This is a genomic window from Afipia birgiae 34632 (genome assembly GCF_000308295.2).
Lineage (GTDB): Bacteria > Pseudomonadota > Alphaproteobacteria > Rhizobiales > Xanthobacteraceae > Afipia > Afipia birgiae.
Genome location: NZ_HG326655.1, coordinates 24143 through 37561, shown reverse-complemented (window position 1 = coordinate 37561; position 13419 = coordinate 24143). Strand labels below are relative to the sequence as shown.

Sequence of the window (13419 nt, the reverse complement as noted above, 5' to 3'; positions counted from 1 at the left end):
ACTCCGCAGGGTCGAATTTTCGTTATGGCGGAGCCCAGAGAAGAAGGACGAACGCTAATTCTCGATGGCTTCAACATTCATTCTGATGCCGGTGCGGGAGTAATCGGTCGTGCCAATCTAAAGATGTTGGCCCAGTTCGTGATGGAAAGGATGGATTACGATGAACTCGTCGTTCAAGGAACGTCTCGAACGTCTGGGGCCGGTCCGGGTCGTGTCCCCGGTAAGCTCAGGTTCTCCCGCAGTCATATCCCTGCGTCCGACCACCGGCCGTAGGATTAACGCGATATCGGCAACCGTGTCTCTGGCTCGCCGGGGCGTACCGATGCTCCGCGCCAAGAGGACGGTTGAAGAAATGATTGCTACCGGTCGGACCGTCCTTGAACTTCCGAAGGTGGAGAGTCGGAATCAGTTATTGGCTGAACTTGCCGAGTTCGGCATCGAAGCGAGAGCTGTTGCGAGCTATGAAATCGATATCCGTGCTCTTCGCGACAGGCTTAAGTTGACTCAGGAGCAATTCGCGCTCCGGTTCGCGATTGACTTGGACACGTTGCAGAATTGGGAGCGAAAGCGGCGTAAGCCTGATAGTGCCGTTCAGGCTTATCTTAGGGTTATCGCACGATCGCCCGAAGTGGCCAGTGAGGCTCAAGAGGAGCCTGAGACTTCAAAGCAGCTTACTTATTGAGGACGCTTCCGAAGCAAAAATTCGACCGGAAGTTCGAACCGTAGATTTATACGACGGTAGACGGACATCGCGAGCTTCGGCGAGCCCGCGCGAGAGAAGCCAATGCGGCTCCAAATGCTGCCTCTTCGCCGAGCATTTCGGTCTTCGAGAAATCCTGCAAATTTCTTAGGGCTGCGAAAGCGGCTTGCTGCTCAGCGTAGCCTGAAGCCCTCGGCAAAACATACCGGCGCTTGGCCGTATCGCTGAGAGATGAGAACGATGATCACGACTGAGCACATTGCACGGAAATTTTGTGCGAATGTCGTCGGCTTAGTTGCGCCGGTCCAAGTTCATCTGAGCAGGGCGTTGCCCGAACCATCGCCTTCCTTCGCAACTCTTCACATGGATCGGGCAAGCCGGAGCAAGGCTCCGACAACGGGCATATGGACGAAGAGGTGGTCGCAGGAGCGCCCTGAGGCGGCTTTCACTGCCTCTCCGTAGAGCGCGACTTGTGGCGCATATTGAAGCGCCTTAGCCTCCCATTGCTCGAATCGTCCCGGGAAACTCTTGTGATCGATGATTGCCGTTGTCTCGTTCGTTTCCACTAGGAGATCTATCCGACCCTGAATTAGTTGCCGACCTATCCGCGCAGTGACGGGGGCCTCCCGCCGTAACTTTGCACCGGGCCAAAGAACAGCAAGTTTGGTGTGAAGGCGATCTGAAGCTGTCAGCGCATCCTTAGCGCTGAAGCCCGTCACTCGCCAGCGATCAAGGGTGGCCTTTGCATCCGTAATCCGCGTTTCGGTCGGACGTGCCGGATCATCGTAGGCTAGAATGGCATGCAGGGCTTCGCCGAGCGTTGCGAAGTCGGCAATGCCGTCGATGGGGAGTCGGTCTCCGAGTGTTGTCCTTTCGGACACAAACCAATCGCTACCTTCGGCGGCGGAAGGGCGGATGAATAGCGGTTTGCGCGGCAGCGGCGTGTCCCCGACTTTTGACCGGACGAAGGTCGGATCTGGATATCGCTCCTCAGGCGAGGCATCCGCAGCGAGAAGGCGAACATCCGCAAGGAATGTTTCGCTCCCGACGCCAATCAAGTTTTCGTCCTCGGCGGGAGGAAGCACGTGAGCGTCCGCATCGGGAGCGTCGAGCACCTTGAGCCAGTTCAGCGATCCTTTCGCCGGCGGAGCGAAAACCAGGTAGTCGCGAGCGCGGGTCACGCCAACGTAGAGAAGTCGGGTGTCTTCATGTACCGCCTTCTCCCATGCAGCCTGGCCCAACGGTGAGGCGGCAGCCGCGGCGCCGAGAGCGCCGTCCTTACCGGACAAGCCATACGGCCACGGCCAATAGCGTATCCAGCGTCCCTTGAGCGGATTGGTCCAATCCAGAGCAGCTTCGGTCTCGGCAACCGGCTCGTACAGACGCGCCCGCGGCTCCCAGGTCAGACCCGTCATGACCGTCATCGGCCATTCTAGTCCCTTGGCGCCATGATAGGTCATCACTTGGATAGCGTTTGCCGCGAGGCTTGGCGGTCGCTTCGGATCGGCATCCGAAATGGCCGTGAGCAGACCTTGAAGCGTGGCCGGCATGCCCGAAGCTGCACACTCCTCCTCGTAAGCGCCCGCGAAGCCTCGCAGTGCCTCAAGATCGTCCAGGCGAATCGGGTGGTCGCCCCAAGCCTCGATACGACTAATTACAGGAGGTAATGCCAGCACTGCGTCTACCACTTCGGCGGGCGTGAGATTCAGAAGCTGCGCTCTGAGTTGCACCAGTGAATCCGCAACGGGGACGTGGGTACGCAACGCTGCGTCGGGCTCGTCATCTGCCGCGGCCATAAGCCAAGCCTCTGATTCCGGATCATTCGAAAAGAAGCGAGCCATCTCGGCGAGTGCAAGCCGGTCGCTTGTGTCCGCGATCCAACGACAAGCTGCCAACACCAATTCGATGTGCGGTGTTCGCGCCAGTCCGGAGCGCTCCACTGCGACCGGCAAACCTGCTCGACCGAGAGCTGCGGCGAAGCGCGTCACGTCGGGGTTGCTTCGGCAGAGGACGGCGATATCGCCCGCCAGCAGTGGCCGGTGGTCCCCGCCATTCTCCCCCACGAGCCAATCACCGCCGGCCTCGAGCGCCGATCGCAGTCCGACCGTCAATGCATCGGCCTGTTCCGATGCCTTGCCCGCCAGAGGCCACCAAGCCAGCGGGTGGCGGTCGAAGCCAACGTCCGAGCGGGCGGCACCTGAGAACGCGTGCTGCGCTGCCGGCAACCCCATTCGTTCGAAAGCTGGGCCGAACATTGCGTTTGCGAAATCGACGATTCCCGGCCGACTGCGCCACGATATGGAAAGGACGTTATCGGCATCGTCACCTGCGCCCACGAAGGCAGCTTGGGTGAGATTAGTATCCGAACCGCGGAAGCCGTAGATCGCCTGCTTTGGATCGCCGACCCACGTGCTTGCCTCGACTATGTCGCTCAAAGCCTTGAAAACAGCCACCTGAAGGGGACTGGAGTCCTGGAATTCGTCGACGAATACCCGTCCCACACGTTCGCGCAGACGACCCGCCAAAGAGGGATTCTTCAGGACTTGCAAGGCAAGGGCTTCTTGGTCAGTGAAATCGACGAGGCCGCGCTCAGCCTTCCAGCTTTGGTAAGCCTCCAAAGCATCGGCGGCGCACGCGAAGATGGTACGGATGAATTTCTCCGCGTCGTCGCGTAGCGTGGGGTGACCTGCATGCCGCCCTGCGGCCGCCACGAGAGCAGCCAATGCATCGCGGTAGGCGCGGCCATCCTTCGTTGGCGCACACGACACTTTCGTCAGCCTGGCCCAAAGCGACCACGGAAGCTGCTCACCTCTGCTCGCGCGTTGGTGGGCAGATCGGATCGTCTGTAAATCCTTGGCTGCGGTGGCGCTCGCAATCGCGGGACGGGCGGCCACTGCGTCTGCAAGAGCCGTAAGCAGTTCATTGTCGAGCTTGTCTGCAGCACCCGAAGAAGGCGGCATAAGCTCGAGAAAAGTCGTTGCGGATCGCTCCGCGGAGTCGGCTAGATCGCTTGCGGCGATGCCATTCGCTCGAGCCAAGGTAAGGATCGTGCGCACCGTGCGCCGCCAATCGGGCCCTTCGGTGCCTGGAGGCTGAGGATCGTTGTGTCCGAAGAGATCCGCGAGCCGATTGAGCGTAGGTGCGTGTTCAGCGATCGCTGCATCGGCCGATATCGAGAATGTAAGGGATTCGTTGGCCTGTCCGATTACCGCGGTGGATGGGGAGCGGCCGAGGTCGAGTGCGAACTCAGCCACGATCTGACCGCATACAGCATTGACTGTTCCGAAACGCGCGCCGAGCAAGCGGGCGGCGGATGATGCCTGCCCACGAAGAAAGAGTTCAGCGCGGGCGCGCTCTACCAGTTCGTCGGCTGCTTTGATCGTAAACGTGGTCGCGAGGACCTCCTCGGGGGGACGGGAAGCCACCTCCTCGGCGATATCGCGCACGATCCGCGTAGTCTTGCCAGCACCCGCAGAGGCTGTGATGGCCTGGAGCTTGATGGGCATCAGAGCGTCTCCACGTTTACGCGGCAAAGGTTGGTCAGGTCGCAAAAGCGACAGGGTTCGGTAGCGGGCTCGAACCCGAGTTCAACGGGCCGGCGATCGGCGGCACCCTCCACGCCAGCCGCCAGAACAATTCCTTTACTCGCGAGATCGCGCCATATCGCCCAGTCGGAGCCTAGCAGATGCAACGTTTCGGTCTCGGTTCTGCTGGCTTCCAACGCGTCGTCTGCCAGTATCGAGCCGACAGGAGCGAGAATGCGCCGCTGGCGGAGCAGGAAATAGCCGCCATCGCTTACCTTGCCCTCGGTGCCCGCGATGCCGCGGTAGACAGCGAGCTGTAACGCTCTCCCCTCGACGATCTCCTCGCGGTATCGACGTTCAGAGCGCGTCCATTTGAGATCGAGGACAGCGGACAGGGTTTCCCGACGCACTAGAATGTCGAGACGTCCACGCAATGCGAGGTCGCCAACGTCCGCTTCGCGATCGACCTCGGTACCGACCACTTCTAGCCCACGATCGTGAAGTAGCCCGACAAGTGATTCCAAGGCAGAGGGCACGAGCACGCGCGCGGCTGCCAGTTCGCCTGCATACTCTGGCTGCTGCAGGAGCGCAGCCATCTGCGGCAATAACCTTTCGAACAATTCGGCAGCAGCGCCGCGCAGTCCGTCGAGGGGCGGCGGGGCGCCGGGCAGTAGGAGCCTTCGGGCGATCTCATGCGCCAGATTGCCGAAGAGTTGGTCCGGCCCGGGTATCTCGGCGAAGGCGCCTGATCGGAGTGAGAGAACGTCCTGGACCAACCAAGCAAGCTGGCACTTGACCAATCGCCCCAAGGAGGTGGCGCTTTCGCGGCGACCCTTGAGGCGGGTCACGGCCGACGCCGGCACGTTCCACGCTGCGCGCCCGATTGGAGGATATAGCGTCTCCTGAGGCTGACGGACCAAGATGCGGTTCGCAAGCTTCACGTCACCTTCGTGCAGCAATCGCTCCGCGCGGAAGAACACACCCTGGGCAGCATCCTTGAGTATCGGGCGAAGCTGGTGGGCCAGTGGATGAGCCACCGTTCGATCTGTCCGGGAAAGCGCTGGACGCACGAGCAGCACTTGCTCCGATGTTCGCTGTAGAACTTCTGCGTAACTCGTCGCGATGCGACTGGAAGCGGCGGCTGAGGTTTCCAATCGAACGCCCGCGACTTCCAAAGCCGCCAGCTCCGCAGCGCTCCAAGGATGGTGCGATACCCTCTCGCCAGGGCCCACGAAGCTCCACCAGATGACCCTTGGAGCTCCATTCCACAATGCACCGGGAGCGCGAATCGCCCTCAACCCGCCTTCTTCCGGCCAGTGCGAGGGATTTTGGACCCCGTCGGCGAGAACTTGTCCGAGAATTCGCTCTAACAGCAAAGCGGGCAGCGTCTCCTGTTCAAGGTGGTCAAGCGCTTCTGAAAGGGCGCGAGCCGCGCCGGCCACTGCCAGCAACAGCGGATCTCCGGTGCCGGCGTCGGCCTCCATGGCCCAGGCCGCCACGCGTCCCGCGATCTGGCGTGCTTCCGTCACCGGCATGCCGGTCTTACGATCGAATTGTGCGCCAGCCGTCCAGCTGCGCCATCTGGCCACTTGAGCATCGGCTTTTGCCGCAGCCTTGTCGCCAGCATCGATGTTCATCTCCAGCGCCCGCGCCCGAATATCCTCCCAAGCTGAAGTCCAGGCGCGGCCGTCGAGGCCCGGCTCGGTGGTAAGTGCACGCGCGAGGCGTCCGGACGCAAAACGAGGCATGGGAGGCCGTGGCAGCATCAGCAGGTTTAGGAGGGCTTTGGGATCGAACGGTCGCCAAGCCACGGCAAACGCCAGCGGCAGGACCTGCAGTGCTCCACGCCAAGGAGAACGACTGGAAAGGCCGAGGGCGGGTAGCGCCCTTGAGTGCAGCACTCCATCCAGAAGAGCGGTGTCACCATCAGGGGCCAACACGACCGTTCCCTCCAACGATGCTGTCGGCCCGGCGGCCAGCCAATCTGCCACAGCTTCGGCCGCCATTAGTGCGGTGTCGGCTTCTACGAGCACCACGGTACCATCGCCGACGAGGGGCTCGGGCATATTGCCGTCCAAAGCCGTCTGCAGCCGCCGAAGATCCGTGCCGTCTATGGCGGGCATACGGCCAGCGTGCTCGACGATCGTTACGCCTGCAGCTTCGAGAGCGTCCATCACTCGATGCCATAACGGTGGGAGTGCGGCTCTGGACTCGAGAAGAGAGAGTTTGACGAGCCGCAGCCCCGGCCGTGACGACAATGCAGGTAGCAGGGCCGCCGCACGATCGGCGAGTCCCCAAGGTAGCGTAGCTCCATTGTTCTCGACCTCGACGAGATCGTCGATCCGTTGGACACCCACGGGAACGCGCGCCCAGCCGCCGGCGACGAGGACGTCGCGCAGAGAGAGAACTTCGATCGCAGTCGACCAGGGATCCTTAGAAAAGGAATCCGACCAGAAGCGCGGTGCGGCACCGGCGGCCCGGATCTTTGCGACATAGGCCGCTATCCGAACCGCGGGTGATGCGGCTGGGCCGGCAAGCCCGAGTTGCACCTCTAACGCCTCCGTCAGTCCCGCAGGACCGACGATCGCGATGTCCACGGCACCGCCCGGTGCAGGTGCATCGGGGTAGGTTCGTCCGTCCGCTGCGATCCCGAAGAAGAGCTCCATGATCGGCCTCCCTAAAGGCTGTATTCGGCGCTAGTCGCCGATATGCTTCTCGATGAATTGAATTCGGTCCGCGGAGCACCCCCGCGAACGCTATGGAAGGCAATCGCTTTGCACGATAGCGATCGCTTCCCCACAACACCAGACGCGCAGTCGGCGAGGTAGTATTGGCCCGAAGGGATCGTCTCGCTGACCTCTCAAGGAAGCCCGCCGCGTCGTATCGACTCGGAACGGACGATAATGCTAAATATGAGTAGCAGGCGCAGGCAGGCTCAGATGTTCAATGTTTGAATGATCGGAGTGGGTCCGGGGTATATTGATGGGGCGACGAAAGTCTGGCGGGTCGTCGGCAGGATTTGGAGTTCTGATACTGCTGGGCGGAATTCTCGCTCTGTTCGGTGCGGCATACCGCTTCGCTGTCGAGAACTCCGCTGCGATCATCGCATTTCTCGCTGTTGGGAGCATCGTCGCTCTTTTGGGCTTTCTAATTTTCAGCAGAAAGTCAAAAGGGCAACAACTCCAATCTCAATTCACGTCTGAACCCAGTGCGACGCCAATATCAATTGAGCGGTTCGCAAGTTTCTCTTCGACAACTCGAAAAGCAAAGGCAACTTGGATCCTTCCAGGGCAGCAAATCTCGATCCAGAACTTTCAGATTTCTGACGGTCTTTTCTATTTTGGCGAGTCCGTTGCTTTGGATCGGTCTAATGCGTCCGGCCAATACGCGATAAATGGCAAACTGCCCGTTGCACGGGGACAATCGGACACCGCTGGGGCCTCGATGTCCTATTGGCCATCATATGCCAGCATCACCCCGCAAGCGCGGCGCGCATTTCTTGAATGGATGGCGGGTGGGCGTTCCAATCCATCATATGGAATTGGATACGTTTTCCTGTTTTTCTATGGAATCGAGCATCGACTATTCATCGATCGGGATTTCCAAGGCGTGGAGCCGTTGGTGGCTGAAGTCGAGCGGCTTCTTTTGATCTATGGAAGCAACAATTCCTTTAATGGATATGCGAATTCATTCCTGACCTTCGCAAAACTGGCCGCCGGCGTATCACTGGGGCCGCCACGGTTCGCTGTTGAGGGATCAGGTTCAAACGGAATTGACGCGGAGACCCGCATCTATCTCGGACGGCGTCTCGCGATAACGAACACATTCGCCGCAGAAGATGCCCTCCTCTGGGTTCTCGCGCTGCCAGACGTCTATCTCCGCACTCCGGCGGTTAGATGTTTCGATGAGTTCGCCCTTCTGTGGGCGTTGCGGTTTAATCAGAAATATCCAAAGGGCTTCGCGGTCAAGGTGCCGACGAAGACGATCGACTTTCGGTATCGGGCTGCAAGCGGCGCATTTGAAGTTGAGGTGCCCGGAGAGCATGAGCAATACCCGGATATAGCGGCAGTCAAAACCTCGACGAATGTTTTGGTGACACTTGTCCAATCATGCACAGAGGAACTCGAACCCTTCAGTCGGTTCGTCGGGCGAAAGCCGGAGGCTCGCGCAACGATGCAGGCTGCTATTCTGTTGCCCAACGATCTTCTGCAGGACAAATCAGTGGGAGCGTTTCGCAGCTTCGGCGAGCGCATAGATGCCGTCATTGGTACTCATGGTCGCGCCAGTACAACAATGCGCGAAGTCATTAAAATGGTCGGCTTTGACGTTCCCGCAGACGGAAAGGTGACGTCAGCACTTGGCGACCAGTTGGGAAATATACTTGATCGGATCGATGTTGCGATCGAGCCCGACCGACGGTACGGCAGCGGCACTCCGCAATTAGACGACAAGGTTTTTCTTTTCAAAGCTGCTGGTGGGGGGCCTGTTGACCAGGATCGTCCGCCGTACAGATCGATGAAAGCTCAAGTGGAAGTCTCGGTTTTGGCTGCCGCCGCGGATGGAGAAGCTTCGAGTGACGAGCTTAGAGAAGTAATCGCCGTGATCCGAGCCGGTGTCGCCCTCACCGGCGTTGAGCAGGCACGGCTTATTGCTTTCGCGGTTACGATTTTTGAAAGCCCGCCGAAACAGGCTCGCGTACTGCGCCGTTTGACCGACCGAACGGTCGAGGAGAAGCAAGCGATTGCAAATGCCGCGATTGCCGCGGTCGGCGCGGGCGAGAATGTCAAACAGGATGAAGTCCGGTTTCTCGAGCGGCTGCATAAATCTTTGGGCTTGCCATCCGATGGTGTGTATTCGGGGCTGCATCGCACGACAAAGGCGCCCGACGAGCCGGTGCCAATTACGGTAGAAAAGCGGGTTAGCGGAATCCCGATTCCCAAACAAACGGAAACTGCGGCAATTGCCGCCGCTAGTGTCCGTATAGACGCTGGCCGTTTGGCCCAAGTTCAGAAGGAGACACAAGCTGTTTCCGATCTGCTTACCCAGATCTTTGTCGAGGATGCTGAAACGGCGACCAATTCCAGCCCAGCAGACCTCGCTGTAGATAGTGCATCGGCGTTCTGGGGGTTGGACGAAGCGCATGCAGAACTAGTGGAGTATTTGGAAATAAAAGTTCAAATTACCCGACAGGAGTTTGAAGAGCGCGCGCGATATCTAAAACTTCTGCCGGATGGAGCCATTGAAAAGATCAACGATTGGGCGTTCGACAGGTTTGATGAGCCACTCCTCGAGGATGGTGAACAAGTTATAATGGATGCACGACTGCGTAGTCGGCTCGCGGAATTGAGAGAAGCAGCGACATGAGTAAACCTGCCAAGACGATCAAAGCGCGTGATCGCGATACCATCATTCAGGCGCTTTCCGCGGGTGTCGTGCCGCGTATAGGACTGCCGCATATTCAAGTTGGACGCGCGGCTGAGATATCGGCGCTACTGCGCGACATTGATAGGATCGCGGATGCAGGTTCTGCCATTCGGTTTGTTATCGGCGAGTACGGCGCTGGAAAGACTTTCTTCGCGAACCTCGTTCGGTTGATTGCTTTGGAAAGAAAGTGCGTCACGGTTCACGCGGATTTAGCTCCGGATCGGCGTGTACACGCAAGTGGAGGGCAGGCCCGGGGGCTCTATTCCGAGGCCATCCGAAACATGGCGACGAGAAATAAGCCCGAAGGCAACGCCCTTGCAAGTATCGTTGAGCGACTCGTGACGGATGCGGTAAAAGAAGGCTCTGATCGCAAAATTGGCGTGGAGACTGTGATCGACGAAAAGCTCGCGCCAATTCAGGATTTCGTGGGAGGATACGATTTTGCCACTGTGCTAAAAGCGTATTGGCGGGGCAGTGAGACCTCGAATGAGGTGCTGAAGACTTCCGCACTACGGTGGCTTCGTGGTGAGTTCTCTACCAAAACCGAAGCCCGAAAAGAACTCGGAGTCCGAACCATCATTGACGACGACAGCGTGTACGATTCCCTGAAATCGATGGCTTGCTTGGTTCGTGTCGCCGGATATGCGGGGATGTTGGTAATGTTCGACGAGATGGTCAACATCTACAAGCTGCAGAATTCTCAGGCCAGAAATCAGAACTATGAACAGCTTCTCCGAATCGTGAACGATGGGCTTCAGGGCAACACCGTCGGTATCGGCTTCGTGATGTGCGGTACGCCGGAATTTCTATTGGATACCAGGCGTGGTTTGTATAGCTACGAAGCGCTCCAGTCGCGATTAGCGGAGAACCAGTTTGCGACCGCAGGCCTTGTCGATCTTTCCGGCCCGGTCATGAAGCTGAAGAGCCTTACGCCGGAGGATCTCATTGTTCTACTGTCAAATATCCGGTCGGTCTTCGCGTCCGGCGATCCGTCCAAGAATCTAGTTCCTGACGAAGCTCTGACGGCGTTCATGGATCATTGCAACAAACGGATCGGCGAAGCCTACTTTCGAACACCGCGCACGACGGTCAAAGCCTTTGTGCAACTGCTTTCGGTTTTGGAGCAGAACCCGGGCTCGAGTTGGCGGGAGTTGCTCGGCGCAGTTCAGATTGCCGAAGACGCTCCAGATCTCGCCACAGAAGACGAACCAAGCAGCGGGCAGAACGGCAGTGGTGATGAGCTCAGCAATCTCCGCATCGGATCTTGAAGGCGTTTATGATCGCCTTGATCCCAAGATCCGGCGCTGGATTCGCGACCAGGGTTGGGAGGAACTGCGTGAGATCCAGGCCCGTACTATTATTTCTGTTCTGGACCGCAAACAGGACATCATTATTGCGGCGACCACTGCCGCGGGAAAAACTGAGGCAGCATTTCTACCTGTGCTCACCTCGATAGCTGCGCGGATCAAACCTGGATTTTCGGTCCTCTACGTCAGTCCGTTGAAAGCGCTGATCAATGATCAGTTCAGACGCCTGGACGAGCTCTGCGAAAGCATGGAGATTCCCGTCGTTAAGTGGCACGGGGACGCCTCACAGGCGGGAAAGAAGAAAGCACTGGCGAAGCCCGACGGCGTTGCGTTGATTACGCCTGAGTCGATCGAGGCAATGTTCACGAGACGGCCCGCCGACGCCCGCCGACTTCTTTCGTCAGCTGATTTTATTGTCATCGACGAACTACATGCTTTTCTGCAGGGGCCGAGGGGCCTCCACGTTGCCAGTCTTTTGCGGCGTATCGATGCGATGGCGGAAGTGCCGGCCCGACGTATTGGGCTCTCAGCGACGATTGGTGATCTTGGGCAGGCGGCGGCGTGGCTGCGGCCCGCTAGTCCATCCACCGTTGAAATTCTTGAGGCAAAATCCGATGCGCCGGAATTGCGGCTCCAAGTGCGCGGTTATGTGGAGCCTCCCGACCTCGACGATCCGGACCACGCCGAAGGAGCCGGTGAGGACGGTGAGACCGCGCAACGCATCGCATTGGATGTCATAGCGGACCACCTGTTTCAAAATTTAAGAGGCTCAAATAATCTCGTATTCGGCGGATCACGCCGGACGGTTGAATCGGCGGCAGACCGTCTGCGCAGACGCTCCGAAAAGGCGAGCGTCCCTAATGAGTTTTACCCGCATCATGGCAGTCTGTCGAAAGTGCTTCGCGAAGAGCTCGAGGATCGCCTGAAAGATGGGAAGTTGCCGACGACGGCGATCTGCACATCGACCTTGGAGTTGGGTGTGGATATCGGGTCGGTAAAATCTGTCGCGCAGATTGGTGCACCTCGCTCGCTTTCTTCTCTTCGTCAGCGTCTAGGAAGGACGGGCAGGCGTAGAGGAACACCATCAGTGTTGCGAATTTACGTGCGTGAGCCCTACATCGGGATCAAGTCAGGAATGCTCGATCGGCTTCATCCAGGTACGATCAGAGCGGTTGCCGTTGTTAGGCTGTTGCTTGCGGCATTTGTCGAGTCGTCGGGTCCGATACCGGAGGTCGCCTCCACTCTCATTCATCAGATACTTTCCGTGATCACGGAACGGGGCGGGATTCGTCCAAAACCATTGTTCGACTTACTTTGCGGACCCGGGCCGTTTTTGTCGATCACAGCAACGGATTTCTCGGATCTGCTCCGTCACATCGGTAGTCCAACCGTCAAACTCATAGAGCAAGCGCCGGATGGCATCCTGATGCTTGCTCAAGAGGGCGAAAAGATTGTTCAGTCGAGGAGCTTCTTCGCGGTTTTCGAGGCGGCCGATGAGTGGAGACTGACTGTTGGCGGACGCACGTTGGGAACCTTGCCGATCTCATTTCCGGTTCACAAGGACAGCTTGGTTGTTTTTGCCGGTCAACGATGGATCGTCAAAGATCTCGATGAACCGACGAAGACGTTAGTCGTTTCGCCACATCCGGGCGGGGTTGTCCCGCGGTTCGAACGAGTCAATATCGAACCGGCTGCTGATCGCTTGGGTGCCGAGATGCGAGAAGTTTACCTTTCGTCCGACGTGCCACCATATCTGGATCAGAAAGCCAGGGAGTTGCTGGCCGAGGGCAGGGAAACCTTCCGGGCTCTTGAGCTTGATCGGAGGTCGCTCGTCAGTGAGGACCGAGATCTTCATGTTTTTCTGTGGCGGGGGTCGCAGGCAACGGCGGTCTTCAGCGCGGCGCTCGCCATGGCTGGCTTAGCCGCCGAGGTTCATGATTTCGGAGTGACGCTTGATAAGACGACCGCTGACGAAGCAATGCCGATTTTGCAGAAGCTCGCTAACATGCCGGCGATAGACCCGGCAGACGTCGCCGCATTTGTCGAGAATATCAGCGGAGGAAAATTCCGCGATTATGTTCCTGACGGGCTCGCTCGAATCCAATGGGCAGTCCAGAATGCTTCCTTGATAGCGTCAATGCCAGCGACGGCAGCTCAAGCTCTTTCTTAAGCCGGGTCTATCGGTTTGGGACGGGACCAAAGCCCGCGGATTTTGATCGGGCCGGGCATGTTCATCGGCGCGATCGTTTTACTGGCAGATAACTGGCGCATTTGTCGCGCGTCGCGTCGTCGTGGGTGAACTCCGCCGGCGACATTCCCCCAAGTTCACGCCTCGAACTTCTCATCCACAAGCTTGCTAGTTCGGGATCGTAGTACCTGGTCCCTGCGAGGGCTTCCAATTCCGCGACGGCCTTTTGTTTACGCCAACGCATCTGCTCTTCGAGATTGAACGCACGTGCTTTTC

At 58.6% G+C, this 13419-nt stretch carries 6 protein-coding genes; 4 read left to right on the top strand and 2 right to left on the bottom strand.

What is annotated here, in order from left to right; genetic code table 11:
- The first annotated feature begins 322 nt into the window (after window positions 1-322).
- The gene (locus tag BN32_RS25760) at window positions 323-682 is read left to right on the top strand and encodes a helix-turn-helix domain-containing protein (protein ID WP_019200085.1); all 360 of its coding nucleotides are present in this window, start codon (window positions 323-325) and stop codon (window positions 680-682) included.
- 377 nt (window positions 683-1059) lie between these two features.
- On the opposite strand, the gene BN32_RS23145 is transcribed toward BN32_RS25760, so the two are convergent.
- Together BN32_RS23145 and BN32_RS23140 are read right to left on the bottom strand one after the other, a co-directional pair.
- Window positions 1060-4206, bottom strand: a complete 3147-nt coding sequence (locus BN32_RS23145; protein ID WP_019200086.1) for a UvrD-helicase domain-containing protein — start codon at window positions 4204-4206, stop codon at window positions 1060-1062.
- On the bottom strand, window positions 4206-6890 hold the full coding sequence (locus BN32_RS23140; RefSeq protein WP_019200087.1) for a PD-(D/E)XK nuclease family protein: 2685 nt from the start codon (window positions 6888-6890) through the stop codon (window positions 4206-4208). The genes BN32_RS23145 and BN32_RS23140 overlap by 1 nt, the downstream gene beginning before the upstream one ends.
- A 316-nt stretch (window positions 6891-7206) precedes the next feature.
- On the opposite strand from BN32_RS23140, the gene BN32_RS23135 reads away from it, so the two are divergent.
- From BN32_RS23135 to BN32_RS23125, 3 genes are read left to right on the top strand one after another with little or no spacing between them, the layout of a single operon-like run.
- On the top strand, window positions 7207-9588 hold the full coding sequence (locus BN32_RS23135) for a tellurite resistance TerB family protein (protein ID WP_019200088.1): 2382 nt from the start codon (window positions 7207-7209) through the stop codon (window positions 9586-9588).
- Window positions 9585-10916, top strand: coding sequence for an ATP-binding protein (locus BN32_RS23130; protein WP_019200089.1), 1332 nt, complete (start codon window positions 9585-9587; stop codon window positions 10914-10916). Before BN32_RS23135 ends, BN32_RS23130 begins: the two co-directional genes overlap by 4 nt.
- Window positions 10885-13125 carry a DEAD/DEAH box helicase gene (locus BN32_RS23125; RefSeq protein WP_019200090.1) on the top strand — a complete coding sequence of 747 codons (2241 nt, stop codon included), beginning with the start codon at window positions 10885-10887 and terminating at the stop codon, window positions 13123-13125. Before BN32_RS23130 ends, BN32_RS23125 begins: the two co-directional genes overlap by 32 nt.
- Window positions 13126-13419: the final 294 nt, after the last annotated feature.

What these genes read in the sequence shown, in the direction of transcription:
- BN32_RS23130 (WP_019200089.1), top strand. Translation starts at nt 9,585, where the DNA reads ATGAGTAAACCTGCCAAGACGATCAAAGCGCGTGATCGCGATACCATC.
- BN32_RS25760 (WP_019200085.1), top strand. Translation starts at nt 323, where the DNA reads ATGCTCCGCGCCAAGAGGACGGTTGAAGAAATGATTGCTACCGGTCGG.
- BN32_RS23140 (WP_019200087.1), bottom strand. Translation starts at nt 6,890, where the DNA reads ATGGAGCTCTTCTTCGGGATCGCAGCGGACGGACGAACCTACCCCGAT.
- BN32_RS23125 (WP_019200090.1), top strand. Translation starts at nt 10,885, where the DNA reads ATGAGCTCAGCAATCTCCGCATCGGATCTTGAAGGCGTTTATGATCGC.
- BN32_RS23135 (WP_019200088.1), top strand. Translation starts at nt 7,207, where the DNA reads ATGGGGCGACGAAAGTCTGGCGGGTCGTCGGCAGGATTTGGAGTTCTG.
- BN32_RS23145 (WP_019200086.1), bottom strand. Translation starts at nt 4,206, where the DNA reads ATGCCCATCAAGCTCCAGGCCATCACAGCCTCTGCGGGTGCTGGCAAG.